The sequence below is a fragment of the Pseudomonas bijieensis genome (assembly GCF_013347965.1).
Taxonomy (GTDB): domain Bacteria; phylum Pseudomonadota; class Gammaproteobacteria; order Pseudomonadales; family Pseudomonadaceae; genus Aquipseudomonas; species Aquipseudomonas bijieensis.
In genome coordinates this window covers 2,080,462-2,107,105 of record NZ_CP048810.1, presented here as the reverse complement: position 1 = coordinate 2,107,105, position 26,644 = coordinate 2,080,462, and the positions used below count along the sequence as shown (strand labels likewise).

The following is a 26,644-nucleotide window of genomic DNA, read 5'->3' as shown; positions in this document are numbered from 1 at the left end:
CGTTAGCTTTGGGACTGCTTCGCAGCCCAGCGGGGATAAATCCCCTCGCCACAGGTTGTATGTTCGGCGGGCTCAGGTCCGACTGCCGATGATTTCAAGAGATTGAGCAGCCTCGGCTGCTCTTTTGCTTTATGATGAGAGAACACCCATGAATGCCGTTGAAACCCGCATCCAACAGCTGCGCACCGAGCTGGACCAGCACAACTATCGCTACCACGTCCTCGATGAGCCGAGCATCCCGGACGCCGAGTACGACCGCTTGTTCCACGAGCTCAAGGCTTTGGAGGAGCAGCATCCGGAGCTGGTGACCAGCGATTCCCCGACGCAGCGGGTCGGCAGCGTGGCGCTGTCGGCCTTCAGCCAGGTCCGTCACGAGATCCCGATGCTCAGCCTGGGCAACGCCTTCGACGAAACCACCATGCGCGAGTTCGACCGCCGGGTGACCGAAGGTCTCGACCTGCCCATGGGCGACTTGCTGGGCGGCGGCGCGGCGGTGGAATACAGCTGCGAGCCGAAGCTCGATGGCCTGGCGGTCAGCCTGCTGTACCAGGATGGCATGCTGGTGCGCGGTGCCACGCGCGGTGACGGCACTACCGGCGAAGACATCAGCGTCAACGTGCGCACCGTGCGCAACATCCCCCTCAAGTTACAGGGCAGCGGCTGGCCGCCGCTGCTGGAAGTGCGCGGCGAAGTGTATATGTCCAAGGCCGGCTTCGAGCGCCTCAACGCCACGCAACTGGAGGCGGGCGGCAAGACCTTCGCCAACCCGCGCAACGCGGCGGCCGGCAGCCTGCGCCAGCTGGATTCGAGGATCACCGCCAACCGCCCGCTGGAATTCTGCTGCTACGGTATCGGCCAGGTGACCGCGGACATTGCCGATACCCACATCGGCAATCTCAAGCAGCTCAAGGCCTGGGGCCTGCCCATCAGTCGCGAACTGAAACTCGCCCATGGCATCGACGAATGCCTGGATTACTACCGCGACATTGGCGAACGGCGCAACGCGTTGCCTTATGAAATCGATGGCGTGGTGTTCAAGGTCAACAGCATCGCCTCCCAGCGCGAACTGGGTTTTCGCGCCCGGGAGCCGCGCTGGGCCATCGCCCATAAATTCCCGGCCTCTGAAGAGCTCACCGAGCTGTTGGACGTCGAGTTCCAGGTCGGTCGCACTGGCGCCGTGACACCCGTGGCGCGGCTCAAGCCGGTCAAGGTGGCAGGCGTGACTGTGGCCAATGCCACCCTGCACAACATGGACGAAGTGGCGCGCCTGGGCCTGATGATCGGCGACACCGTGATCATCCGTCGTGCCGGGGACGTGATCCCGCAAGTGGTGCAAGTCGTCACCGAACGTCGCCCGGAAAACGCCCGTCCCGTTGAAATTCCCCAGCAATGTCCAGTCTGCGGCTCCCATGTCGAGCGCACGCAACTGATCAAGCGCAGCAAGGGTCGTGAAACCATCAGCGAAGGCGCGGTGTACCGTTGCGTCGGTCGCCTGGCCTGCGGCGCGCAGCTCAAGCAGGCGATCATTCACTTCGTGTCGCGCCGGGCCATGGACATCGAGGGGCTGGGTGAAAAGAGCGTGGAGCAGTTGGTGGACGAGGGGCTGGTGGGTTCGCCTGCCGATCTGTATGCCCTGACTTTCGAGCAGGTGGTCGACCTGGAAGGCTTCGCCGAACTGTCGAGCAAAAACCTGCTGGCGGCCATCGTCGACAGCAAGGAGCCAAGCCTGGCGCGGTTCATCTACGCCCTTGGCATCCCCGACGTGGGCGAGGAGACCGCCAAGGTCCTGGCCCGCTCCCTCGGTTCGCTGGAGCGCGTGCAGGCGGCCTTGCCTCAGGTGCTCACCTACTTGCCCGACGTCGGCCTGGAAGTGGCCCACGAGATCCACAGCTTCTTCGAAGACCCGCACAATCGCGAGGTGATCAAGGATCTGCTACGCCATGGTCTCGATATCCAGGATCAGGGCGAGTTGGGCGCTGAATTCTCCGCCAGCACCACCCTGGGCGGCTTTCTCGACAAACTGCACATTCCCTCGGTCGGGCCGGGCGGGGCACAGAAACTGGCGGACAAGTTCGGTTCACTCGAAGCCGTGATGAACGCCGACTGGCTGGACATGCGCCAGGCCCTGCCGGAAAAACAGGCCAACGCCGTACGCGTGTTCTTCGCTGTCGCCGCCAATCGCCAGCAGGCCCAAGCTGCGGAACAACAGCTGCGGGACTTCGGCATGCATTGGCAGAGCGAGAAGAAAGTCGTCGAAGGCTTGCCCGAGGCGGGGCACACCTGGGTGTTGACCGGGTCGTTGGAGCTGATGAGCCGCGATGTTGCCAAGGACAAGCTGGAAAGCCTGGGGGCCAAGGTCGCCGGTTCCGTATCGGCGAAAACCCATTGCGTGGTAGCCGGGCCGGGGGCGGGGTCGAAGCTGACCAAGGCCAATGAGCTGGGGCTCAAGGTGCTCGACGAAGAGGCGTTTGTCGCTTTCTTGAGTAAGCATGGCATCACGGTTTAACCGTGAGCGCTCCTTCGGGCAATACTCTGGTTTCTGTGGCGAGGGAGCTTGCTCCCGCTCGGCGGCACCGGTCAGGCAATGCATGGGAACGATCGTGGGCAGAGGATGATCTAGTCTTGCAGGCTCCAGGGAGAGATCGCCATGTACCGCTTCTTCGAACAACTGACCTCACGCATTGCCGCGCCTTTCATGGGCGATCGTTCGCGCAATAGCAAAATCTGGTCGTGTCGCTGCGGCCAGTCGCTGTTTTTTCGCAACAGCCAATGCCTGGCTTGCCTGGCGGCGCTGGGCTATCAGCCTGAACAAAGCCGCCTGTCGTCCTTGCAACCCGGCGAGCAACCCGACACCTGGACGCTGGACGCCGGCCCGCAAGCCGGACTGTTCCGCCGCTGCGCCAACCTCGACACCCCGGCGGCGTGCAACTGGCTGTTGCCAGCCAACGGACATGATGCCTTGTGCATTGCCTGCAGCCTGAATCGCACCATCCCCGATTTGTCGATCCCGGAAAACCCCGAGCGCTGGCGCAAGGTCGAAACCGCCAAGCGCCGGTTGGTGGCGCAACTGATCACCCTCGGCTTGCCGGTGATCCCGAAAACCGTCGATGAACATATCGGCCTGGCTTTCGATTTCATTGGCGTCGATCCCGATGGCACGCCTCCGACCACAGGTCACGCCAGCGGCCTGGTCACCCTCGATATCAAAGAAGCCGACGATGCCCATCGCGAATACGTGCGCCAGCAGATGCGCGAACCGTATCGCACCTTGCTCGGACATTTCCGGCATGAGGTGGGGCACTACTACTGGGATCGGCTGATCGCCAACACTCACTGGCTCGAGGCGTTTCGTGAGCTGTTCGGCGATGAGCGCGCCAGTTATTCCGCAGCCTTGGAGCGGCATTATCAGCAGGGAGCGCCGCTGGACTGGCAAACCCATTACGTCAGCGCCTACGCCACCATGCATCCCTGGGAAGACTGGGCGGAAACCTGGGCTCACTATCTGCACATGATGGATGCGGTGGACACGGCGCTGGGTTTTGGCATGAGTGCTCGGGAAATGGATATCGACTACCAGCCTTTTCCGCCCGAGACCTTGTACGACCCCGAGCACACTGGGGGGACGGCCTTCCTGTCATTCGTCAACGCCTGGATCGAGCTGGCTGGCATGCTCAACGAACTGTCCCGCAGCATGGGCCAGCCGGATTTCTATCCGTTCGTCGTACCCGCCGCCGTCATCACCAAGCTGCATTTCATCCATCTGGTTATTCAGGAGGAGGGTGGTCGGGCGGATGAGGTGCTTATGTAACTTTGTTTTCGCACTAAGTTTGCCTGCCTCGTTGGGAGGCTAGGCAGCGTTAAAGTAATGCTATTTGTTTTGATGGTGGTTTTATATTCAAGTTTTCCTTTACCCTAAGGCCGCCATGGATGATGGCTATATTTATTATGGATAATACGATGAAACATGATGAAGCAGATAAAGCGACAACCATTCCCAATGCGCCTCGGAGACTTTCCCAGGCCGGACAGAGCCAATACACCATTATATTAGCCTGGCAAATTTCGGATAATGTCCGGCCCGATCAGATTGCGGGGCACACGTTTAAAGTAACAGCGGTGGCAACTGGACAGCCGCAGTTCGTTCCCGCAACCCAAGTGAAACCGGACGGACGCGGCTGGTACCAGCATGAGATAGGCGTCAGTGGGGGATCCCGACCTGTTTATTTCAATGTTCAAGTTCGGGCTCAAGCTTCCAATGGTGAGTATGGGCCGTTCTGCCCAGTGGTGGTTTGTAATACGTCGTCATGATCGGCCATTTAATATCGACAATGATGCAATGTTTGTAGTTGTTCGTAAGTATTGGTTAAAAGATTCAATCGATTAAAGCTTTACCGCAGTTTTTCCGTGGGAGCGAGCCTGCTCGCGATGACGGAGGTTCATTCAACATCAATGCAAGCTGATCCAGCGCTATCGCGAGCAGGCTCGCTCCCATAAGGGACCTGGGCAGAGCGCTGGATCTGTGAACACTAGAGAACTCATGTGGGAGCGAGCTTGCTCACGATGGCGGCAGGTTAGCTTGCCTTCCTGTCGGATGTGCCGACGCCAGAGCAAGCACCCCACAGCAAGTGCTTGAACATCTTCAGTTTTTTTATCTGGTACGAACGGTTGTAACTTCTCGTCAGATAGGTACAATGGCGCGGCTCGCCGTCAGGCGGGCATCGTTATGGTGACCCCATCGGTCCCCCCGCAACGATTACCCGTGAACCTGGTCAGATCCGGAAGGAAGCAGCCACAGCGGGAACATTGTGTGCCGGGGTGTGGCTGGTGGGGTTGCCTCCATAACGCCCAAGCCTTCGTTCGCAAGGTTTGCCAAATTCAGAATTTCCTTTCGTTTTGCTGATCGATATCGATCGGTGCTTTCTGCTGTCCGGGTTTTGGCCGGGTAGGGCAATCGAGCGTCGATAAGGAGGGCGGCCCTGTGCACCGGCAGGACGGGCCCCTACAGTCAGTACTGAGCTTTCACATACTCATTAATCGGCTCTTGTAAAAGATCCTGTGGATGATCCCCGCCGAAAGTCGCCCACTTGCTTTTACCGGACAGGATCGCAGACCCCAGCGGCTGTGTTCCAGTCGAGCCATAAATGGCGAGCTTCACTTCAATCTTGTCGGGGAGGCCCGACCATTCTGTGGCGCGTTCTTCCCAATGGAGGATTTCCGGGATGACGTAGTAGCCCGAAGGGTTGTTCTGCCTCAGGCAGTTCAATTCATGGCACGTGCCCGTTACCGTCACACGGTTGGTGTAATAAGAGAATGCCGTCTTGATGGCGGCAGCTGTCATATCTCCGGAGGCAGTATAGGGTGTCGTTTCGTAGCGGCCGTCAACTGGTGTGGCGATGGTGACTGGCATTTGCCGATCAAGTTTTCCAGGGTTGGGGAATACTTCTTGTTGCGCGTATTTGGCGGTGCAGCCGGTGGCGAGTATCGAAACGAGAATGATCGAAAGTTTATGCACGGTGTCCCCTGGGATTTTATTGTGTAGACGAGTCGTAGGCGTCATAGGGACGCAGGAATCAGCGCGTTGATAGTCCGGGTTCGTGGTGGACGATGTCAACGTGACATTATGTCTTGCGTCGCCCTCGGAATTGGGCAAGCGAGCAAAGAGAAGCCTGGCCTGTCTCGCATTGACAGGCCAGGCTTCTCTTTCATGGCGTCAAGGCTTGGACAAGGCCTGGTCGACCGCTGCGATCAGCTTTCCCAGATCCTTCGGGGTGGCTCTGTGTATGACACCGAATAGATACGCCCGCTGTTCGTCCTCATCGCCCATGTCGGCAAAAAAGGCTTTCAGTTGTACATCCAGCACATTGGCAAGCAGGAACAAGGCTTCGACGCTGGGGGTGTAGGTGCCGGTTTCGAAGCGGCTGATGGTTTTGGGGTCAAAACCGGTTTTTTCGCCAAGTTCAGCCTGAGTAAGCCCCGCTACTTTGCGGTAGCGTCTGATGGCTGGACCCAAACTTGAAATTTGCATCGCTTAATTCCCATTTAGAATCAAGAACTTAACGATAGATTTTCGCATTAGGCAACCGCGTGATCCATCACCTTGCTTTGCAAAGTGTGATGTGTTTCGTAGAATCGGCCTTTGGCACGGGCATTTGGTGACCTGCTTCAGAAGCCTGGGTGTGCGCGCAGACCGGTCCTTGCGTTTCTTGCCGCGATACAAGGCAAGGGCTGAAGCCTTACCTTGGCACCACCAGGACCCGCGCTCCGGCTTTTCTCAAAGTGTTTGAGCCTAGTTGATTTTCGCCTGTCTTGAAGGCGGTGCAACCGCGCGCGACAAATGAGCCTGACTCATGGATGACTGCTTCGATGGATAAGAAGTACCGCAGAGCCGTTGACGCCGCCGCGATTTTTTCCGAAACCGATCTGAGCGGGCGCATCACCTACGTCAACGATCAATTTTGCAGCCTTTTTGGTTACCGGCGCGATGAGTTGTTGGGAGCGAACCATCGCCTGCTCAATTCCGGCCAACACCCTGACGAGTTCTTCAGCGCCATGTGGCGCACCATTGCCCTGGGCCAGGTCTGGAAAGGGGAGATCTGCAACCGGGCCAAGGACGGTACGCTGCACTGGGTCGACACCACGTTGGTGCCGGTGATCGACGACGAGACCGGGCAAATTGAACGCTACCTGGCGATTCGCTTCGACGTCAGCGAAAAGCGGCGCCTGCTGCATTCGCTGCAATGGCGGGTAGGGCACGATGTGCTGACCGGGCTGCCCAACCGCACTTATCTGTCCGAACTGCTGGACCAGGCCCTGGAGTTTTCACGCGCGGAGAACCTGCCCCTGGCGGTGTGCATGCTCGACCTCGATGGCTTCAAGGCCGTCAATGACGGCTATGGTCATGCCAGCGGCGATCGGCTGCTGGTGGAAGTTGCCAGGCGCCTGCGCAGCATTGTGCGTGGCGAGGACGTGGTAGCACGGCTGGGTGGGGACGAGTTCGTGCTGGTGCTGCGCCATGTGCGTGGGATGGATGAATTACATGCTGCCTTGAACCGGGTGTTGATCGCCGTTTCCATGCCTTATGGCATCGACGGCAAGGACATCAAGGTTTTCGCCAGCATTGGTGTCACGCTGTTCCCATGGGACAACGAAGACGCCGAGACCTTGTTGCGCCACGCTGACCAGGCGATGTACGTGGCCAAGCAAAGCGGTCGCAATCGTTTCCACTTGTTCGATGTGTCCCGGGACAAGGAAGTGCGAGCCACTTACCAGACTGTCGAGCGGGTCCGCCAGGCATTGGCCGGTAATGAGCTGCGGCTGCATTTCCAGCCCAAGGTCAATATGCGCCATGGCACCGTGGTCGGCCTCGAGGCGCTGCTGCGCTGGAAGCACCCGCAACGTGGCCTGGTGCCGCCTCGGGAGTTCCTGCCCCTGGTGGAAGAGACTGACCTGATCGTCGAGATCGGCGAGTGGGTCATGGAGCAGGTACTCATCCAATTGCAGCAATGGCAGCAGGCGGGGCAGGGCTGGCCGGTGAGCATCAATATCTCGGCGCGGCATTTCCAGCGGGCGGATTTTGTCGAGCGGTTGCGTCAGGTGCTGGAGCGGCATCCGGCGGTACCGCCACGGCTGTTGGATCTGCAGATTGTCGAATCCGTCGCGGTGGAGAACCTTGCACACGTCAGCGCTTGCCTCCAGGCCTGCCAGGCGTTGGGCGTGGGTTTTTCACTGGGTGGTTTCGGCACCGGCTACTGCTCGCTCAACGACCTCAAGCACCTGCGCACGCAGACCATCAAGATCGACAAGACCTTTGTCCGCGACATTCTCGACGACCAGGACGACCTGGCGCTGACCGAAGCGGTGATCGGCCTGGCCCGGGCGTTTGGCCGTGAGGTGGTCGCCGAGGGCCTGGACAGCCTGGAGCATGGCCAGTTGCTGCTGCGCCTGGGCTGTGAGGTGGCCCAAGGTTACTTCATCGCCCGGCCCATGCCGCCCGAACAGATCCCCGACTGGGTCCTGGGGTTCATCCCGCCGGCGCAATGGCGGCAGCGACCCGGCGATCAGGGAGAGGGTGTGTTGCTGCTGGCCGGCGATACGTCACTGCGACCGGTATAAAGCTGGATGATTGCGTCGATCTCCCCGGATGTCTTCATGGTCAGCAATGTCCTCAGGATGCGTTGCGCCGGGATGCTCGGATCGTTGCGCACGTAACAGCTCAACTGCTGTTCCTGGAGTACCGCCACTTCATGGAGTTGTCGATCGGCGGTATGGCGTTGATTGAACCAGTCCAGTGCCCATTGGTTACTGATCCCGTAGCGATAACGTCCGGCCAGCAGTTTCGCCAGCACTTGTTCCTGGCTGCGGGCGTCGTCTCGGTGCAGTTGGCCGCTGTCGAACAAGGGTTGCAAGGTCGGGTAGGTATAGCCGAGCACCGTGCCGATGGCTTGTTCCGGCAACGTTGCGGGTGTGACCGCCGCAGGGGTGCTTGCCGTGGCGACGAGCAGGTCACGCTGGAAAAACAACGGGATGCTCCACAAATAATCGCCACTGTCCTTCACCCAGTCGGGGCTGACATAACAGCGCAGGTCGATTTCGCCGTGTTTCATGGCGCCGTCCAGCCGGGCGCGGGACAGGACGTGGAATTGCGCCGGCAGCCCTACCTGGGTCGCCAGGCTTGTCATGATGTCGGGAATGATGCCCTGAATCGGCCGACCTCGTTCGATCTGCACCATGGGCATCGCCCAGCCGTCGGTAACGGCGAAGCGCAAGGGGCCTTCCTCGGCAAAGCAACTGGTACCCAACAACAGCAAAGCCCCCATGGCTGAGCGCATAAACTCTCCTGACTGTACAAAACCGCGTCGACAACCGAGTCCTTGACCAATCTTAGTCAGATTAGACGAGCACACCGGATGCAATTTCGCCCCTGCTCCGCTAGCATTAGCCGCTTATGTTCCTTCGTTGCGACGGTTTTCGATGAGTTATCAGGTTCTTGCACGTAAATGGCGTCCGCGCTCGTTCCGCGAAATGGTCGGCCAGACCCATGTGCTCAAGGCTCTGATCAATGCCTTGGACAGCCAGCGGCTGCACCATGCCTACCTGTTCACGGGTACCCGCGGCGTGGGCAAGACCACCATCGCGCGGATTATCGCCAAGTGCCTGAACTGTGAAACCGGCATCACCTCGACGCCTTGCGGCGAGTGCTCGGTCTGCCGGGAAATCGACGAGGGCCGTTTCGTCGATCTGATCGAGATCGACGCCGCCAGCCGCACCAAGGTCGAAGACACCCGCGAACTGCTCGATAACGTGCAGTACGCGCCGAGCCGTGGGCGCTTCAAGGTCTACCTGATCGACGAAGTGCACATGCTCTCCAGCCATTCTTTCAATGCGCTGCTCAAGACCCTCGAGGAGCCGCCGCCCTACGTCAAGTTCATCCTGGCGACCACTGACCCGCAGAAACTTCCTGCAACGATTTTGTCGCGATGCCTGCAGTTCTCCCTCAAGAACATGACGCCGGAACGGGTCGTCGAGCACCTGACGCACGTACTGGGCGTCGAGAACGTGCCCTTCGAGGACGATGCGCTGTGGCTGCTGGGCCGCGCCGCCGATGGTTCGATGCGCGATGCCATGAGCCTGACCGACCAGGCCATCGCTTTCGGTGAAGGCAAGGTCATGGCCGCCGATGTCCGGGCCATGCTCGGTACTCTCGATCACGGCCAGGTCTATGACGTGTTGCAGGCGCTGATCGAAGGCGACGCCAAGGCGCTGCTCGAGGCCGTGCGTCACCTGGCCGAGCAGGGGCCGGACTGGAATGGCGTGCTCTCGGAAATCCTCAACGTGCTGCACCGTGTCGCCATCGCCCAGGCCTTGCCGGACGGTGTCGACAACGGCCATGGCGACCGTGATCGCGTACTGGCCCTGGCTCAGGCGCTGCCGGCCGAAGACGTGCAGTTCTATTACCAGATGGGCCTGATTGGCCGTCGCGACCTGCCCCTGGCGCCGGATCCGCGCGGCGGCTTCGAAATGGTCCTGTTGCGAATGCTGGCGTTCCGGCCAGCCGACACGGCGGACGCCCCGAGGCAGCCGCTAAAGCCAGTGGGGATCAGCCAGGCCACAGCTGATTCCGCCAAGCCAGTGGCTGCCGCGCCCGTCGTTGCGCCGGCAGTGGCTTCGGCTCCGGACGCGCCTGTGGCACAACCGACCCCGACACCCGTTGTCACGGCCCCTGAGCCGGAACCCGAACCGGTCGTCGAGGCGGCGCCCGAACCTGTCGTCGAAGCCGTGGTCGACCTGCCCTGGAACGATCCGGTCGAGCCGGAGGTCGTCCAGCAACCCGCCGTGGAGCCGGTCCTGGAGACCATCGCCGAGCAGCCTGAGTTGCCGCCGATGCCATTGCCAACGCCCGACAGCGTGGTACCCGATGCGCCGGAATGGGTCGTCGCGCCAGTGCCCGAGCCCACAGTGGCCGACGTCGACGTCGCCACGCCGGGCATCGACCTGGACGATGAGCCGCAGCTGGACGAGGATTACATCGAGCCGGACATGGATTCGGCCTACAGCTACCTGGACGACCTGGCCAGCGAGCACGCCGCAGAGCCGGCCCCGGAGCCCGAGCCGGAACCGGCGGCGATGCCGGCCACCGGGCTGGCCCTGCAATGGCTGGAACTGTTCCCTCGACTGCCGATCAGCGGCATGACCGGTAGCATCGCCGCCAACTGCACGCTGATCTCCGTGGAAGGCGACCACTGGCTGTTGCACCTGGACCCGGCCCACAGCGCATTGTTCAACGCGACCCAGCAGCGTCGCCTCAACGATGCACTGAACCAGTACCACCAGCGCACCCTGACGTTGACCATCGAGCTGATCAAGCCCGAGCAGGAGACCCCGGCCCAGGCCGCGTCCCGTCGCCGTGCCGACCGTCAGCGCGAAGCCGAAGAGTCGATCCACAGTGATCCATTCATCCAGCAGATGATGCAACAGTTCGGCGCCGTGGTCCGTCACGATACTATCGAACCTGTCGAGGCCCCGGTCACCCAGGGCTCATAACTGAAGGCGTCGGGCCCAACGGGCCGGGCGCGTTGTTTATCCAAGTACTTTCGAGGTGATTCCCATGATGAAAGGTGGCATGGCCGGCCTGATGAAGCAGGCGCAGCAGATGCAGGAAAAAATGGCCAAGATGCAGGAAGAACTGGCCAACGCCGAAGTCACCGGCAAGTCCGGCGGCGATATGGTGACCGTGGTCATGACCGGTCGCCACGACATCAAGCGCGTGAGCATCGACCCAAGCGTGGTCGAAGGCCTGAGCGAAGACGACAAGGAAATGCTCGAAGCGCTGTTCGCCGCCGCCGTCAATGACGCGGTGCGCAAGATCGAAGCCAACAGCCAGGACAAGATGTCCGGCATGACCGCCGGCATGCAGCTGCCGCCGGGCATGAAGCTGCCGTTCTGATTCGCCATCCCGGTCGGGATGGGCTACACACAATGCCAGGCATCGCGCCTGGCATTTTTGTTTCTGCTCCAAAGCCTCGGTGGCTGTTAAACCGCTATCGCGAGCAGGCTCGCTCCCACAGTGTCTGAAGGTACTAACAAAATCCAGGTCTGCCACCGTCATCCTGCGGGAGCGAGCCTGCTCGCGATGCTGGCACCGCGGTCCAACGGCAAGAGCATCGAACACACCCCCTTCAAAAGGGTCTGCTCCTTATAAAGAGCCGATCAACGATCAAGGAGACCTTTCCATGTCACAAGCGTCGACCTCCAACCAACGCATCGTCCTCGCCTCCCGACCCAAAGGCGCACCCACCCCGGACAATTTTCGCTTCGAGCAGATCAACCTACCGGACCTGGTGGACGGGCAAATCCTGCTCAAGACGCTGTTCCTGTCCCTGGACCCCTACATGCGCGGACGAATGAGCGACGCGCCTTCCTACGCCGCGCCGGTGGAAATCGATGGGGTGATGACCGGAGGCGCCGTCAGCCGCGTGGAGCTCTCGCTGCACCCGAAATTCCAGGAGGGTGATCTGGTGGTGGGCGCCACGGGATGGCAGAGCCACAGCATCAGCGATGGGCGCAATGTGATGCCCATCCCCGCCGGGCTGCCTAGCCCGTCGATGGCCCTTGGGGTGCTGGGCATGCCGGGCATGACCGCTTACATGGGATTGATGGACATTGGCCAACCCAAGGCCGGGGAAACCCTGGTGGTCGCGGCCGCCTCCGGTGCGGTGGGCTCGGTGGTCGGCCAGGTGGCGAAAATCAAGGGCCTGCGTGTCATCGGCGTTGCGGGCGGCCGCGAAAAATGCAAGTACGTGGTCGACGAACTGGGCTTTGACGCCTGTGTCGATCATAAAAGCGCGAATTTTGCCGAGGAACTGGCGCAGGCCTGCGACAAGGGCATCGACATCTATTACGAAAACGTCGGGGGCAAAGTCTTCGATGCCGTCGTGCCGTTGCTCAATGCCAAGGCCCGGATCCCGCTCTGTGGCCTGATCGCGTCCTACAATGATCAACAGGCACCGAGCGGCCCGGACCGTTTGCCACAACTGCAGCGCACCTTGCTGACCAAGCGCGTGCGGATCCAGGGATTCATTGTGTTTGACGACTACGGTGATCGTCAGCCGGAGTTCATCAGTGCCATGGCGCCTTGGGTGCGCGATGGCAAGGTCAAGTTCCGCGAGGACGTGGTCGATGGCCTCGAGAATGCGCCACAGGCGTTTATCGGCCTGCTGGAAGGGCGCAACTTCGGCAAGTTGGTGGTTCGGGTCGCGCAGGATTGAGTATTTGACGCTAATCGGAGGCGCGGGTATAAACCGCGTCTCGTTGTTATGTCGGACATTTCCTCCATGAGCTTCAGTCCTTTGATTCGCCAACTGATCGATGCCCTGCGAACGTTACCGGGTGTGGGTCAGAAAACTGCCCAGCGCATGGCGTTGCAATTGCTCGAGCGTGATCGCAGCGGCGGTTCGCGCCTGGCCCAGGCTCTTAGCCAGGCCATGGAAGGTGTAGGGCATTGCCGTTTATGCCGAACCCTCACCGAAGACGATCTTTGCCCGCAATGCGCCGATCCGCGTCGGGACGACAGCCTGCTGTGCGTCGTGGAAGGCCCGATGGATGTGTATGCGGTGGAGCAGACCGGTTTTCGCGGTCGTTATTTCGTGCTCAAGGGCCATCTGTCACCGCTCGATGGCTTGGGGCCTGAAGCCATCGGCATTCCACAGTTGATCGCGCGGATCGAAGAGGCGGGTACGTTCACGGAGGTTATCCTCGCCACGAACCCGACGGTCGAAGGCGAAGCGACCGCCCATTACATCGCCCAACTGCTGAACAACAAAGGCCTGATCGCCTCGCGCATTGCCCACGGCGTGCCGTTGGGTGGGGAGCTTGAGTTGGTGGATGGCGGCACGTTGGCGCATTCGTTTGCGGGGCGCAAGCCGATCGCCTTATAACATCAACCCAACAATCCTTGTGGGAGCGGAGCCTGCTCGCGATAGCGGTGTGTCAGTCAACATCAATACTGGCTGATTTATCGCTATCGCGAGCAGGCTCGCTCCCACAAGGGTTATGTGTTGTGGGTGAGGATTATTTTTCGCTGAGCGAGAACTGCGTCAGGCAGAACGTCGGGATCCCCATGTCCTCCAGGCGCTGGGAGCCGAGCAATTCTGGCAAGTCGATGATCGCCGCGGCCTCGTGGACCTTGGCGCCCATGCGGCGGATCAGGTTGGCGGCGGCGATCAGCGTGCCGCCAGTGGCGATCAGGTCATCGAACATCACCACCGAGTCCCCCCTCGCACAAGCTATCGGCGTGCACTTCCAGGAAGGCTTCGCCGTACTCGGTCTGGTAACCCTCGGCCAGCACATCGGCCGGCAGCTTGCCTTGCTTGCGGAACAAGACCAGCGGCTTGTTCAGCTGATAGGCCAGGATCGAGCCGATCAGGAAGCCTCGGGCATCCATCGCGCCGATGTGAGTGAACTCGGCCTCGACATACCGGTGGGCGAAACTGTCCATGACCAGCCGCAGGGCGGTCGGGGATTGGAACAGTGGGGTAATGTCGCGAAAGATCACGCCGGGCTTGGGGAAATCGATCACGGGGCGGATCAGGGATTTGATGTCGAAGGAGTCAAAGACCATCGTGGAGGTGTCCTGGCAGGGCTGCAAACGCGGCAGTATAGCGCGGCGAGACAAATCCCTCAGCCGCGCGGGTCCATCAGCCTTCGATCGAACCGCCGGCCAGGGCGCACAGTTGGATCGGGTCGAGAATGTGAATTTCCTTGCCTTCGGCGGCAATCAGCTCGTTCTGTTGGAAACGGGTGAACACTCGGGACACGGTTTCCACCGCCAGGCCCAGGTAGTTGCCGATTTCGTTGCGCGACATGCTCAGGCGGAACTGGTTGGCTGAGAACCCGCGGGCGCGAAAGCGTGCCGAGAGGTTGACCAGGAACGTGGCGATACGCTCGTCGGCGGTTTTTTTCGAGAGCAGCAGCATCATTTGCTGATCGTCACGGATTTCCCGGCTCATGACCCGCATCAACTGGCGGCGCAGCTGCGGCAGTTGCAAGGCCAGCTCGTCCAGGCGATCGAAGGGGATTTCACACACCGAGGTGGTTTCCAGCGCCTGGGCCGAGACCGGATGGCTCTCGGTGTCCATGCCGGATAGGCCTACCAGCTCGCTGGGCAGGTGGAAGCCAGTGAGCTGCTCTTCGCCGCCATCGCTCAAGTTGAAGGTTTTCAAGGCGCCCGAGCGCACGGCATAAACGGAGTCGAAGGCGTCGCCCTGGCGAAACAGGAACTCACCTTTTTTCAAAGGTCGGCCCCGCTTCACGATGTCGTCCAGCGCATCCATGTCCTCCAGGTTCAGCGAAAGTGGCAGGCAGAGGGGCGCCAGGCTGCAATCCTTGCAATGGGCCTGGTTATGGGCGCGCAGTTTGACTGGCTCGGACATTTCTTAAATCCTTGTGGGAAATCACACATAAGGCGTAAGGGTACCCCAGCGTAGTCGCCCCGACCAGTGTGCTTTCGTCGTCAAATTGTCGCGCTCAGATGACTCGGGAGAAGCGCTGTCGGTTTTGTTGCTCCAGATAGGCATCGAACACCATGCACACGGATCGCACCAGCAGGCGACCCGCCGGCAGTACTTTGATATGTGTGCTGTCCAGTTCGATCAGGCCGTCCTTGGCCATGGCTTGCAACTGCGGCCACAACGACGCGAAATAGCCACGGAAATCGATGTTGAAGCCTTGTTCGATCTCGGCGAAAGCCAGGTGGAAATGGCAGATCAACTGCTGGATCACCGCGCGCCGCAGGCGGTCGTCGGCGTTGCATATCAGTCCGCGGCTGGTCGCCAGTTGCCCGTCGGCGAGGGTGTTCTGGTAATGGTTCAGGTCACTGCTGTTCTGGCAGTACAAATCACCGATCTGGCTGATGGCTGAAACGCCCAGACCGATCAGGTCGCAATGACCATGGGTGGTGTAGCCCTGGAAGTTGCGCTGCAGCGTGGCCTCTTCCTGGGCGATTGCCAGTTCGTCGTCGGGCAGGGCGAAGTGGTCCATGCCTACGTAGCGGTAACCGGCGGCGGTCAGTTGTTCGATGGTGCCTTGCAGCATCGCCAGTTTCTGCTCCGGGTTCGGCAAGTCCTGGCTGTCGATGCGCCGCTGGGGCATGAAGCGTTCCGGTAGGTGGGCGTAGTTGAATACCGAGAGCCGGTCCGGTTGCAGATGGATGACTTCCTGGACGGTGCGAGCGAAGTTTTCCGGCGTCTGCTTGGGCAGGCCGTAGATCAGGTCGATATTGATCGAGCGGAACTGCAAGGTCCGGGCGGCTTCGACCACGGCACGGGTTTCTTCCAGGCTTTGCAGGCGATTGACGGCTCGTTGCACCGCCGGGTCAAGGTCTTGCACGCCGATACTGACCCGGTTGAAACCCAATTCACGCAGCAGGCCCATGGTCGACCAATCGGCCTCCCGGGGGTCGATTTCAATGCTGTAGTCGCCGGAATCGTCATCCAACAGGTTCAAATGCTTGCGCAACTTGGCCATCAGTTGGCGCAGTTCGTCGTGGCTGAGGAACGTCGGGGTGCCACCGCCAAAATGCAACTGTTCCACGCGTTGGGTGGGGTCCAGGTGGCAGCCGATCAGCTGGATTTCCTGTTCCAGGCGTTGCAGATAGGCGTGGGCGCGGCCACGGTCCTTGGTGATGACTTTGTTGCAGGCGCAGTAGTAGCAAATGTTCGCGCAGAACGGTATGTGCACATACAGCGACAGCGGCCGCAGGGCCTTGCGGCTGTCACGCAGGGCGTGGAGCAGGTCGAAGGTGCCCACCTGGCTGCCAAACTGCGCCGCAGTAGGATACGAGGTGTAGCGTGGTCCCGCCAGGTCGTAACGGCGGATGAGATCTGAGTCCCAACGAATGGTGTCGAGCATGCGGGCATTTCCCGGATAGACTGGCATGAGGCGAGTCTAGGGGGCTGTGGGCAAGGCCGTTTTGATTTGCGTCAACGGGGCATCGGTGCTGGCCTCATCGCGAGCAAGCTCGCTCCCACAGGAGACTGTGGGAGCGAGCCCGCTCGCGATTGGCGGCGACTCGGTCAATGCCCCATGAGCCAATGCTGATGCGGCCCGGGCAGTGTCCAGATCCCGAAAATAATCACCAGCAAGCCACCGGCCATGCGCACGCTGCGTTTGCGCAGCAGGGCGGTGACGCGTTCGGCGGCCAGCCCGGTGGCGAGCAGCACCGGCCAGGTGCCGAGGCCGAAGGCGAGCATCAGCAATGCGCTGTCCAAGGCATTGCCCTGGCTGGCGGACCACAACAGGGTGCTGTAGACCAACCCACACGGCAACCAACCCCACAGCGCGCCAAGCAGCAAGGCCCGGGGCAGGCTCGACACCGGCAGCAAACGGTTGGCGACAGGCTGGATGTGCCGCCACAAGCCACGCCCGACGCTTTCGATACGGGTCAGGCCGCTCCACCAACCCGCCAGGTACAGGCCCATGGCAATCAACAGCAGGCCGGCCAGCACCCGCATGATCATCGCTGCCGGGCTGTTGGAGACGGCCCAACCGGCCAGGCCGATCAACAACCCGGCGGTGGCATAGCTCAGGATCCGCCCCAGGTTGTACGCCAGTAGCAACCGGAAGCGCCGGCTGCGCTGTTCCTTGGGAATTGCCAGGGTCAGGGCGCCCATCAGGCCGCCGCACATGCCCAGGCAATGGCCGCCGCCGAGCAGGCCGAGGATGACCGCCGAAACCAACAGGGGCGCCAGGTCAAGCATGGGGTGGGGCCTTGTCGTCCGGCTTGCGGGGCTCGCCACTGGCTTCGTCCACCGCCGCCTTGTGGTTCGGGTCCTGATCGTCGAACAGAATGCTGTGGGCCGGGCCGTCGAGGTCGTCGTACTGCCCGCTGTCCACGGCCCAGAAGAAAATGTACACGGCGATGGCCACGATCAGCAGCGCGGCCGGAATCATCACGTAGAGAGCTGGCATGTCGGAACTCCATGCCCGCGCGGCTCAGGCCGGCAGCGGGCGGGTATCGGGCGTGGCGTCGATAACCTGCACCTTGGGCTGACGGGTCAGCCTCAGCGCATTCAACACCACGGTCAACGAACTGATGGACATGCCGACCGCGGCCCACACCGGCGTAATCCAGCCGAGGGCGGCGAACGGCAACATGAGGCCATTGTACAGCCCTGCCCACACCAGGTTCTCGATGATCACCCGGCGGGTGCGTCGGGCCAGGCTGAAGGCATGGACCAGGGCGTCGAGGCGGTTGGACAGCAACACCGCGTCGGCGCTGGTCTTGGCCAGGTCGGTGGCCGAGCCCATGGCGACACTGATGTCCGCCGCCGCCAACACTGGCACGTCATTCACACCATCACCGAGCATCAGCACCTTGCGGCCCTGTTGGTGCAACTGTTGCAACACGGCCAGTTTGTCGTCCGGGCGCAGGCCGCCCCGGGCCTCATCGATGCCCAGTTCGGCGGCGACGCTGGCAACCATCGGTGAACTGTCACCCGACAACAGCAGCGTGCGCCAGCCCCGCGCCTTGCAGGCCGCCAGCAGGGCAGGGGCATCGACGCGCAAGCGGTCATCGAGGACGAACCAGGCCAGCGGCCCGATCTCATCGCCCAGCAACAGCCATTGCCCGGGTTCGTCCGGCATCAGCGGTACGGAAGCGCCACTCAGTTCGCAGACAAAACCGGGCTGGCCGATGCGCAGGCGTTGTGCGGCCACCAGCCCTTCCAGCCCCAGCCCCGGCGTGCTCTGCACCTGCTCGGCGGCCAAGGGCGCGCGGCCGAAGGCGCGGGCGATGGGGTGTTCCGAACGGTTTTCCAGGGCTGCGGCCAAGGCCAGGCATTGATCGCTGTCGAGGACCGCCAATGGCCGAATCGCGCGTAACGCCAGGCGGCCTTCGGTGAGGGTGCCGGTCTTGTCGAAAATGACCGTGTCGATCTGGTTCAGGCCTTCCAGCACATGACCGCGCGTCAGCAGCAGGCCGAGTTTGTGCAAGGTGCCGGTGGCAGCGGTGAGGGCCGTCGGTGTAGCCAGGGACAGCGCGCAAGGGCAGGTGGCGACGAGCATCGCCAGTACGATCCAGAAGGCCCGCGAGGCATCCAGCTGCCACCACAACAGGCCGATGGCCGCCGCCGCGACCAGCGAGAACAACAGGAACCATTGGGCGGCACGATCGGCGATTTCCGCCAGCCGCGGCTTCTCGGCCTGGGCCCGCTCCAAAAGCCGCACGATGGCCGACAATCGGGTGTCTTGCCCGAGGGCCAGTACCTCGACCGTCAGGGCCCCTTCGACGTTCAGCGTGCCCGCAGTGACCGCATCGCCCACTTGGCGAGGTTGTGGCAGGTATTCGCCGGTCAGCAGCGATTCGTCGATGCTGGACTGCCCATCGAGGATCTTGCCGTCGGCCGGCAGGACCGCCCCCGGATGCACCAGTACCCGGTCACCGGTGCGCAATTCGCTGAGCAGGATGCGTTCGCTCTGGCCGTTCGCCTCCAGGCGCAGACACGAGGCCGGCAGCAGGTTGACCAATTGGGCGGTGGCGGCGGCGGTGCGCTCCCGGGCGCGGCGTTCCAGGTAGCGGCCGGCCAGCAGGAACAGGGCGAACATGCCGACGGCATCGAAGTACAACTCGCCGACGCCGGTAATCGATGTCCAGATCCCGGCAATGTAGGCGCTGCCGATGGCCAGGGACACCGAAACGTCCATGGTCAGATGCCGGGTGCGCAGGTCGCGCATGGCGCCTTTGAAGAATGGCGCGCAGCTGTAGAAGACGATAGGGGTGGTGAGGAACAGCGCGACCCAGCGCAGGATGGTGTGCATCTCCGGGCTCAGGTCGATGTTGAATTCCGGCCAGGTGGCCATGGTCGCCATCATTGCCTGGAACCACAACAGGCCGGCCACGCCCAATTGGCGCAGGGCCAGGCGGTTTTGTGCGGCGAGTTGTTCACAGGCCTGGTCGGCCTGGTACGGGTGGGCGACGTAGCCGATCTGGCGCAACTCGGCGAGCAACGTGCTCAGCGGCAATTGGGCGTCGGCCCAGCGTACATGCAGGCGATGATTGGACAGGTTCAGCCGTGCTTCGGCCACGGCCGGCAGGTTGCGCAGCTGTTTTTCGATCAACCAGCCACAGGCGGCGCAACTGATGCCTTCCATCAACAAGGTGGTTTCGGCCAGTTCGCCTTCATGGCGCACGAACGATTGCTGCACGTCGGGGCGATCGTACAGCGCCAGTTCATCGGTCAGTTGGACAGGCAGGGTGTCGGGGTTGGCTGACGCTTCGCTGCGATGCAGGTAATAGCTTTCCAGGCCGCCGGCGACAATCGCCTCGGCCACCGCCTGGCAGCCCGGGCAGCACAGCTCGCGGGTTTCACCGAGGACAACGGCGGTGAAGCGGCTGCCGGGAGGAACGGGCAGGGCGCAGTGGTAGCAGGGCTGTGGAGTGGTCATGGGTATTCACATATTGAAACTTGCTGGCATCTGAAGGCCTCTTCGCGAGCAGGCTCGCTCCCACATTGGAATGTCGTGGTGACATAAACCTGATGTGGGAGCGAGCCTGCTCGCGATTGCGCGAAACGCAGCCGCTATTTCTTCAGGTCTTCAGCGCCTTGCAGCGGTTCATCGCCGAGCAGGATGTCCTGGTCGTGGCTGATCTGTTCTTCTTCGAACAGGCGCCAGGTCTTGTCGTTCTCCACGCCCAGCAATTCGACAAAGCGCCGGCCTTCGATCTTGTCCGTCAACTGGCCGACGTAGCGCCCCGGCTCGCTGTCGTTGCGGGTCAGGACAATTTTGCGATCTTTCTCCGGCTGGGTTGGCGAGATCAGGCTCAGTTCCAGGGTCTGGGGGCGGCTGTCGCCGTTCAGGCGCAGGTTCACTTCGCCGGTCACATCATCCAGTTGCACGTTGGCATGCAGTTGCAGGGTCTGGGCCAGCAGTTCGCGCTCCAGAGAGCGGTTGATGCCCTTGCCGGCTTCGTAATAGTTGTCGTTGACCAGGTTGTCCGGATTCTTCACCGCAATGGTCACCATCGTCAGGCTCAGTGTCACCGAACAGGTCAGGATCGCGATGATGATCCACGGCCAGAGGTGCTTGTACCAAGGGCTGGTGGCGGTTGCTGCAGGCATGTTCATTTCTCTCAACGAGTTTGTGGGCCGATGAACCGGCTCTTGGCTTCGACATGTACGCTGCTGTCATCGGCGTCCTTGAGGATGAAGGTCACCTCGTTGGTGCTCGATGGCAGTTGCTCAGGTGCGCTGGACAGCTCGACCGGCTGGCTGTAGATCTCGCCGGCCGCGACCTTGATCTCCCGGCGGCCTTGCAACTTGAGGTCGGGCAGGCCGGCGGCTTCCAGGACGTACGTATGGTCGCGTTGGTCTTTGTTCATGATCTTCAGGCTGTAGACGTTCTCGATCCGGCCTTCGGCGTTTTCGCGGTACAGCACCCGGTCCTTGCTGACGTCGAAACCCACCAGCGAGCGCATGAAGAACGCCGCCGCCAGCAGGCTGATCATGGCCAGCAGCACCACGGCATAACCGATCAGGCGCGGGCGCAGTTTATGGGTTTTCTGCCCCGAGAGGTTGTGTTCGGTGGTGTAGCTGATCAGGCCGCGTGGATAATCCATTTTGTCCATGATGTTGTCGCAGGCATCGATGCAGGCTGCGCAGCCGATACACTCGATCTGCAAGCCGTCGCGGATGTCGATGCCGGTAGGGCAGACCTGGACGCACATGGTGCAGTCGATGCAATCGCCAAGGCCCAGGGCCTTGTAGTCAACGCCCTTCTTGCGGGGGCCACGGCTTTCGCCACGGCGCGGGTCGTAGGAAACGATCAAGGTGTCCTTGTCGAACATCACGCTCTGGAAGCGCGCGTAAGGGCACATGTAGATGCACACCTGTTCACGCAGCCAGCCGGCATTGCCGTAGGTGGCGAGGGTGAAGAAACCGACCCAGAAGTACGACCAGCCATCGGCCTGGCCGGTGAAGAACTCGAATACCAGTTCGCGGATCGGCGTGAAGTAACCGACAAAGGTCATGCCGGTGACGAAGCCGATCAGCAACCACAGGCTGTGCTTGGCGAACTTGCGCAGGAACTTGTTGGCGCCCATGGGGGCCTTGTCGAGCTTGATGCGTTGGTTGCGATCGCCTTCGGTGACTTTTTCGCACCACATGAAGATCCAGGTCCACACGCTCTGTGGGCAGGTATAGCCGCACCACACTCGTCCGGCATAGACCGTGATGAAAAACAGGCCAAATGCCGCAATGATCAGCATCCCGGACAACAGGATGAAATCCTGGGGCCAGAAGGTCGCGCCAAAAATGAAGAACTTGCGTTCCGGCAGGTTCCACCAGACGGCCTGGTGACCGCCCCAGTTCAACCATACCGTACCGAAATACAGCAGGAACAGGAACGCTCCGCCAAGCATCCGCAGGTTACGGAACAGGCCGGTGAAGGCGCGGGTGTAGATTTTTTCCCGGGAGGCATACAGGTCGACGCTTTTGGTCGCGTCCTTGGCAGGCGGGGTAACGTCATGTACCGGAATCTGGTTGCTCATCAAATGCATCCCACGGCAGTGGAAAAGTGCCGGGGCCAGTACGTGCCGACCACGGTCAGAAAGGGTGTTGCGGTGGCGCAATGATACGCCTGTCGCTCTGGCCCAAGGGTGCGACCTTTGGTCGCGTTGGGGCGGTGCATAGAATGGTGTAGCGGATGTAACAAGTTCATGACCCAGATCAATTGACTATAGACAGCCCGTTGCTCTGGCGAAAAACGAAAGGGTGATTGTGGGCCAGTTAGTAGACAGGAGAAGCCCTCAAGCTCGGTTTGCTGAAGCTTCAGATCTGGTTCTTTTCATCGCCTGACCACGGGTTGAGTACCGCCACGCCGCTGCTCTGGAAATCGCTCACGTTACGGGTCACCACGGTCAGCCCATGGACCAGGGCGGTAGCGGCAATCAAAGCGTCACATTCATTGCTGCGGTCAGGCACATGCAGGCGAGCGCAGCGCAGTGCGACGGCGCGGTCAACGGCCAGGATCCTGCCGGCAAAGGCAGGCATCACGTGATTGTCCAGCCATGCCCGCAGGCGGCTGCCTTGCGCCGGGTCCTTGCGTTCGAAGCGCAGCACACCGGTTTCCAGTTCCAGTACGGTAATCGCCGAGACATACAGGCTGGGAGCGGGAACGCTGCGTGCCCAGGCCTGGACGTTTTTGTCTGCCTGGGATTTGCGCAGTTCGGAAATGACATTGGTATCGAGTAGAAACATTCAGGACAGGTCTACCGAGCGGGGAGTGATGACGGCGCGCTCGGTCTCGAAGTCGATATCCGACGCATCGGGCATGACCAGTAACTCGACAATGCTGGTGCCGATGCCGGTCAGTTTCTGGTACTCCTCAATGCTTAGCAGCACATGGGCCGGCTTGCCACGGTCGGTGATGATAACCGGCCCTTCACGGGTGGCTTTTTTGGCACCACTTGTGTCGTGGTTGAATTCGCGGCTGGAGATAGTCGTGATGGACATGGGGTGCCCTCGTTTTGAATTCCAATGTAGGCACGTTACTACTCGTGTGGAGGGGCGGCAAGCGCAACAGATTTGCCCAGGTTTTTCAGCCGGCAACAAAAAGGCCCCGCCAATCGGATTGGCGGGGCCTTTGGTGTATCAGCTACTTGCCTTACTGGGCGTCAGCGGCCGGAGCCTTTTCGCCGTGTGACAGGCTGTAGACATAGGCCGCCAGCAGGTGGACCTTGTCGTTCCCTTGCAGGTCGGCCTGGGCCGGCATCTGGCCCTGACGGCCGTAGCGGATGGTCTGCTGCAGTTGAGCGAAGCTCGAACCGTAGATGAACGCCGCCGGATGCGTCAGGTCAGGTGCGCCCATGGCAGGCGTACCCTTGCCGGCTGGACCGTGGCAGGCCACGCAGTTGGCCGCGAACAGCTTCTGGCCATTGGCCGGATCGGCCTTGGCGCCTTCCGGCAGTTTGCGACCGTGCAGGCTGGTCACCAGGTAGGAAGCCACGTCGGCCACGCCCTGTTCGCCAACCACGGCAGCCCAGCCCGGCATCACGGCGTGACGGCCGCCCATGATGGTGGTCTTGATGGTTTCCGGCTCACCGCCCCAGCGCCAGTCGGCGTCGGTCAGGTTGGGGAAGCCATAGGCACCCTTGGCGTCGGAACCGTGGCAGACCGAGCAGTTGGAGGCGAACAGGCGGCCACCCATCTTCAGGGCTTGCGGGTCCTTGGCGACTTCTTCGATCGGCATGGAGGCGAATTTGGCGAAGATCGGCCCGAACTTGGCGTCCGAGCGGGCCATTTCCTTTTCCCACTCATGAACGCCTGTCCAGCCGGTCTGGCCGTTGGCGAAGGCGGTCTGCTTTTCGGTGTCCAGGTAGTTATAGCCGGGCAGCAGGCCTTTCCAGTTGCCCAGGCCAGGGTAGAGCACCAGGTAACCGAGGGCGAACACGATGGTGCCCACGAACAGCATGAACCACCATTTCGGCAGCGGGTTGTCGTACTCCTCGATCCCGTCGAACGAGTGACCGACGGTCTCGTCCGTTTGCTCGGCGCGCTGGCCCTTGCGGGTCGACAGCAACAGCCAGGTCAGGGCGAAGATCGTTCCCAGGCTGAGGACTGTGACGTACAGACTCCAGAATGTAGTCATTCTTTGTTACTCCTAGAAGCTTGCTCGACGTGCTTGATGGCTTCGGGATCATCCGCGAACGGCAGCAAGGTCGCGTCGTCAAACTCCGACTTGCGCTTGGGGCTGAACACCCACAGGGCCAGACCGATGAAGGCCACCATCACGACGACGGTGCCCAGGCCACGAATCATCCCGATATCCATCTAAATCACCGTTTGCTTTTGATGATGGTGCCCAGGCCTTGCAGATAGGCCACCAGCGCGTCCATTTCAGTCTTGCCCTTGACCGCATCCTTGGCACCGGCGATGTCTTCGTCGGTGTAAGGCACGCCCAGGGTGCGCAGGACTTCCATTTTCTTGGCGGTGTCTTTGCCGTCGAGCTTGTTTTCTACGAGGAACGGGTAGGCCGGCATTTTCGACTCGGGCACCACGTTGCGCGGGTTGTACAAGTGCGCACGCTGCCAGTCGTCGGAGTAGCGGCCGCCAACGCGGGCCAGGTCCGGACCGGTACGCTTGGAACCCCACAGGAACGGGTGGTCCCAGACGCTTTCACCGGCCACCGAGTAATGACCGTAGCGTTCGGTCTCGGCGCGGAACGGACGGATCATCTGCGAATGGCAGCCGACACAACCGTTGGCGATATAGATGTCGCGGCCTTCCAGTTCAAGGGCGGTCCGCGGCTTCATGCCTTCGACCGGCTTGTTGGTCACGTCCTGGAAGAACAGCGGGACGATCTGGGTCAGGCCGCCGATGCTCACGGCGATGACCATGAAGAAGGCCAGCAGGCCGATATTCTTCTCTACTGCTTCGTGCTTCATCAGTGAGCTCCAACTACGGCGATCTTGGCGGCGGCTTCAGCTTCAGCCGGGTCAGAGGCACGAACGGTGCGGTACACGTTGTAGGCCATCAACAGCATGCCGCTGGCGAAGAACGCGCCGCCCAGGGCACGGACGATGAAGCCAGGATGGCTGGCTTGCAGCGCTTCGACGAACGAGTAGGTCAGGGTGCCGTCGTCGTTGATCGCACGCCACATCAGGCCCTGGGTGATGCCGTTGACCCACATCGAGGCGATGTAGAGCACGGTGCCGATGGTTGCGAGCCAGAAGTGCGCGTTGATCAGGCCGGTGCTGTGCATCTGCGCACGACCGAACAGTTTCGGGATCATGTGGTAGATGGCGCCGATGGAGATCATCGCCACCCAGCCGAGCGCACCGGCGTGTACGTGGCCGATGGTCCAGTCGGTGTAGTGGCTCAGGGAGTTGACGGTCTTGATCGCCATCATCGGACCTTCGAAGGTCGACATACCGTAGAACGCCAGCGACACCACCAAAAAGCGCAGGATCGGGTCGGTGCGCAGCTTATGCCAGGCGCCCGACAGGGTCATCATGCCGTTGATCATGCCGCCCCAGCTTGGTGCCAGCAGGATGATCGACATCGCCATGCCCAGGGACTGGGCCCAGTCTGGCAGTGCGGTGTAGTGCAGGTGGTGGGGACCTGCCCAGATGTACAGGGTGATCAGCGCCCAGAAGTGCACGATGGACAGGCGATAGGAATAGATCGGACGTTCGGCCTGTTTCGGCACGAAGTAGTACATCATCCCCAGGAAGCCGGTGGTCAGGAAGAAGCCCACGGCGTTGTGGCCATACCACCACTGGATCATCGCATCCGTCGCGCCCGAGTAGGCCGAGTACGACTTGAAGAAGCTGACCGGCAGGGAAGCGTGGTTGACGATGTGCAGCATGGCAGTCACGACGATGAAGGCACCGTAGAACCAGTTACCGACGTAGATGTGCTTGGTCTTGCGCTTGACGATGGTGCCGAAGAACACCAGACCGTAGGTCACCCAGACAATGGCCAGCAGGATAGCCAGGGGCCATTCCAGCTCAGCGTATTCCTTGGTGGTGGTGTAACCCAGTGGCAGGGTCACGATCGCACCCACGATAACCGCTTGCCAGCCCCAGAAGGTGAAGGCGGCGAGGCTGTCGGAGATCAGTCGCGTTTGGCAGGTTCGCTGCACGACGTAGTAAGAAGTGGCAAACAATGCACAACCACCGAAGGCGAAGATTACCAGGTTGGTGTGCAGCGGGCGCAGGCGTCCAAATGTCGTCCATGGCAGATCGAAGTTCAACTCCGGCCAGACCAGTTGCGAGGCGATGAAGACACCGAGCCCCATGCCAAGGATCCCCCAGACCACCGTCATGATGGCGAACTGGCGGACTACCTTATAGTTATAAGCAGTCGGACTGATTGCTGTGCTCATTCTAAGGTTCCACGGTTTGGGTGTTTTATTAGGATAAAAATCGGTCGCAAGTATGGAGAAAGCGGGGGGTCATTGCAACGCGCCATGACCTGGGTCAATGCTTTCCGAAGCTGATTCTGCGGCCTTTCCATGTTCCGTGTAGGGACAAAAATGGCCCACGGCAAAATGTCGCAACGAAGGAAAGAGGCGAGGGGGGCAGGTCGGTTGTAACGGGGTGTGTTCGAACACAACGTTCGGGTGATGCCAGGCAACTGTCGCAACAGCCGGT

The 26,644-nt window shown here is 61.2% G+C and carries 24 protein-coding genes, 1 other RNA gene and 1 pseudogene; 9 read left to right on the top strand and 17 right to left on the bottom strand.

From position 1 onward, the window contains the following. Positions 1-148 precede the first annotated feature (148 nt). The 4 genes from ligA (at position 149) to ffs (ending at position 4,830) form a co-directional block, all read left to right on the top strand. On the top strand, positions 149-2,506 hold the full coding sequence (gene ligA / locus GN234_RS09070) for an NAD-dependent DNA ligase LigA (protein ID WP_176688316.1): 2,358 nt from the start codon (positions 149-151) through the stop codon (positions 2,504-2,506). 141 nt (positions 2,507-2,647) lie between these two features. Beyond that, positions 2,648-3,808 (top strand): zinc-binding metallopeptidase family protein, encoded by a 1,161-nt coding sequence (locus GN234_RS09065; RefSeq protein ID WP_116831849.1) that lies wholly within the window; start codon positions 2,648-2,650, stop codon positions 3,806-3,808. Between the two features lie 149 nt (positions 3,809-3,957). Continuing rightward, positions 3,958-4,308, top strand: a complete 351-nt coding sequence (locus tag GN234_RS09060) for a hypothetical protein (protein ID WP_176688315.1) — start codon at positions 3,958-3,960, stop codon at positions 4,306-4,308. Between the two features lie 425 nt (positions 4,309-4,733). After that, an RNA gene (ffs, locus tag GN234_RS09055) (signal recognition particle sRNA small type) lies at positions 4,734-4,830 on the top strand. Between the two features lie 175 nt (positions 4,831-5,005). Here the strand turns inward: ffs and GN234_RS09050 are convergent. Together GN234_RS09050 and GN234_RS09045 are read right to left on the bottom strand one after the other, a co-directional pair. Continuing rightward, positions 5,006-5,512, bottom strand: coding sequence for a DUF4823 domain-containing protein (locus GN234_RS09050; RefSeq protein ID WP_116834201.1), 507 nt, complete (start codon positions 5,510-5,512; stop codon positions 5,006-5,008). Between the two features lie 198 nt (positions 5,513-5,710). After that, positions 5,711-6,025, bottom strand: coding sequence for a helix-turn-helix domain-containing protein (locus tag GN234_RS09045; protein WP_063322219.1), 315 nt, complete (start codon positions 6,023-6,025; stop codon positions 5,711-5,713). Between the two features lie 338 nt (positions 6,026-6,363). Here GN234_RS09045 and GN234_RS09040 point away from each other — a divergent pair, with 338 nt between their 5' ends. Beyond that, positions 6,364-8,112 (top strand): putative bifunctional diguanylate cyclase/phosphodiesterase, encoded by a 1,749-nt coding sequence (locus tag GN234_RS09040; protein WP_109751549.1) that lies wholly within the window; start codon positions 6,364-6,366, stop codon positions 8,110-8,112. On the opposite strand, the gene GN234_RS09035 is transcribed toward GN234_RS09040, so the two are convergent. Beyond that, entirely contained in the window at positions 8,058-8,828 is a 771-nt protein-coding gene (locus GN234_RS09035) for a substrate-binding periplasmic protein (protein WP_176688314.1), read from the bottom strand. The two genes, GN234_RS09040 and GN234_RS09035, sit on opposite strands and share 55 nt — an antisense overlap. 142 nt (positions 8,829-8,970) lie before the next feature. On the opposite strand from GN234_RS09035, the gene dnaX reads away from it, so the two are divergent. From dnaX to recR, 4 genes are all read left to right on the top strand, one after another. Continuing rightward, the gene (gene dnaX, locus GN234_RS09030) at positions 8,971-11,040 is read left to right on the top strand and encodes a DNA polymerase III subunit gamma/tau (protein WP_176688313.1); all 2,070 of its coding nucleotides are present in this window, start codon (positions 8,971-8,973) and stop codon (positions 11,038-11,040) included. 64 nt (positions 11,041-11,104) lie between these two features. Then, on the top strand, positions 11,105-11,443 hold the full coding sequence (locus tag GN234_RS09025; RefSeq protein WP_003183512.1) for a YbaB/EbfC family nucleoid-associated protein: 339 nt from the start codon (positions 11,105-11,107) through the stop codon (positions 11,441-11,443). Between the two features lie 286 nt (positions 11,444-11,729). Further along, positions 11,730-12,764 carry an NADP-dependent oxidoreductase gene (locus GN234_RS09020; RefSeq protein WP_176688312.1) on the top strand — a complete coding sequence of 345 codons (1,035 nt, stop codon included), beginning with the start codon at positions 11,730-11,732 and terminating at the stop codon, positions 12,762-12,764. Between the two features lie 66 nt (positions 12,765-12,830). Next, the gene (recR, locus tag GN234_RS09015; RefSeq protein ID WP_003199585.1) at positions 12,831-13,433 is read left to right on the top strand and encodes a recombination mediator RecR; all 603 of its coding nucleotides are present in this window, start codon (positions 12,831-12,833) and stop codon (positions 13,431-13,433) included. Positions 13,434-13,566: 133 nt separating this feature from the next. Here recR and GN234_RS09010 read toward each other — a convergent pair. The 14 genes and pseudogenes from GN234_RS09010 to ccoN form a co-directional block, all read right to left on the bottom strand. Continuing rightward, a pseudogene (locus tag GN234_RS09010) lies at positions 13,567-14,116 on the bottom strand (adenine phosphoribosyltransferase). Positions 14,117-14,192: 76 nt separating this feature from the next. Beyond that, complete coding sequence (fnr, locus tag GN234_RS09005; protein ID WP_109751553.1) at positions 14,193-14,927, bottom strand: fumarate/nitrate reduction transcriptional regulator Fnr; 735 nt, start codon at positions 14,925-14,927, stop codon at positions 14,193-14,195. A 94-nt stretch (positions 14,928-15,021) separates the two neighbouring features. Continuing rightward, positions 15,022-16,404: an oxygen-independent coproporphyrinogen III oxidase gene (gene hemN, locus GN234_RS09000; protein WP_176688311.1), complete on the bottom strand. Its 1,383-nt coding sequence runs from the start codon at positions 16,402-16,404 to the stop codon at positions 15,022-15,024. A 164-nt stretch (positions 16,405-16,568) separates the two neighbouring features. Beyond that, complete coding sequence (locus GN234_RS08995) at positions 16,569-17,252, bottom strand: sulfite exporter TauE/SafE family protein (protein ID WP_046065274.1); 684 nt, start codon at positions 17,250-17,252, stop codon at positions 16,569-16,571. Then, on the bottom strand, positions 17,245-17,463 hold the full coding sequence (ccoS, locus tag GN234_RS08990) for a cbb3-type cytochrome oxidase assembly protein CcoS (protein WP_047227179.1): 219 nt from the start codon (positions 17,461-17,463) through the stop codon (positions 17,245-17,247). Before ccoS ends, GN234_RS08995 begins: the two co-directional genes overlap by 8 nt. Before the next feature lie 24 nt (positions 17,464-17,487). Continuing rightward, on the bottom strand, positions 17,488-19,938 hold the full coding sequence (locus GN234_RS08985) for a heavy metal translocating P-type ATPase (RefSeq protein WP_163854660.1): 2,451 nt from the start codon (positions 19,936-19,938) through the stop codon (positions 17,488-17,490). Positions 19,939-20,072: 134 nt separating this feature from the next. Beyond that, the gene (locus GN234_RS08980; RefSeq protein ID WP_109751841.1) at positions 20,073-20,612 is read right to left on the bottom strand and encodes a FixH family protein; all 540 of its coding nucleotides are present in this window, start codon (positions 20,610-20,612) and stop codon (positions 20,073-20,075) included. A gap of 11 nt (positions 20,613-20,623) precedes the next feature. Then, complete coding sequence (ccoG, locus tag GN234_RS08975; RefSeq protein ID WP_109751557.1) at positions 20,624-22,039, bottom strand: cytochrome c oxidase accessory protein CcoG; 1,416 nt, start codon at positions 22,037-22,039, stop codon at positions 20,624-20,626. A gap of 280 nt (positions 22,040-22,319) precedes the next feature. Continuing rightward, on the bottom strand, positions 22,320-22,748 hold the full coding sequence (locus tag GN234_RS08970; protein ID WP_109751558.1) for a type II toxin-antitoxin system VapC family toxin: 429 nt from the start codon (positions 22,746-22,748) through the stop codon (positions 22,320-22,322). After that, on the bottom strand, positions 22,749-23,003 hold the full coding sequence (locus GN234_RS08965) for a type II toxin-antitoxin system Phd/YefM family antitoxin (RefSeq protein WP_109751559.1): 255 nt from the start codon (positions 23,001-23,003) through the stop codon (positions 22,749-22,751). It lies immediately after the preceding gene. 151 nt (positions 23,004-23,154) lie between these two features. Further along, on the bottom strand, positions 23,155-24,138 hold the full coding sequence (gene ccoP / locus GN234_RS08960) for a cytochrome-c oxidase, cbb3-type subunit III (RefSeq protein ID WP_109751560.1): 984 nt from the start codon (positions 24,136-24,138) through the stop codon (positions 23,155-23,157). Then, on the bottom strand, positions 24,135-24,320 hold the full coding sequence (locus GN234_RS08955; RefSeq protein ID WP_003183474.1) for a CcoQ/FixQ family Cbb3-type cytochrome c oxidase assembly chaperone: 186 nt from the start codon (positions 24,318-24,320) through the stop codon (positions 24,135-24,137). Before GN234_RS08955 ends, ccoP begins: the two co-directional genes overlap by 4 nt. A gap of 5 nt (positions 24,321-24,325) precedes the next feature. Next, on the bottom strand, positions 24,326-24,934 hold the full coding sequence (gene ccoO / locus GN234_RS08950; protein ID WP_018925301.1) for a cytochrome-c oxidase, cbb3-type subunit II: 609 nt from the start codon (positions 24,932-24,934) through the stop codon (positions 24,326-24,328). Beyond that, the gene (gene ccoN, locus GN234_RS08945; RefSeq protein ID WP_063322203.1) at positions 24,934-26,376 is read right to left on the bottom strand and encodes a cytochrome-c oxidase, cbb3-type subunit I; all 1,443 of its coding nucleotides are present in this window, start codon (positions 26,374-26,376) and stop codon (positions 24,934-24,936) included. Before ccoN ends, ccoO begins: the two co-directional genes overlap by 1 nt. Positions 26,377-26,644 lie beyond the last annotated feature (268 nt).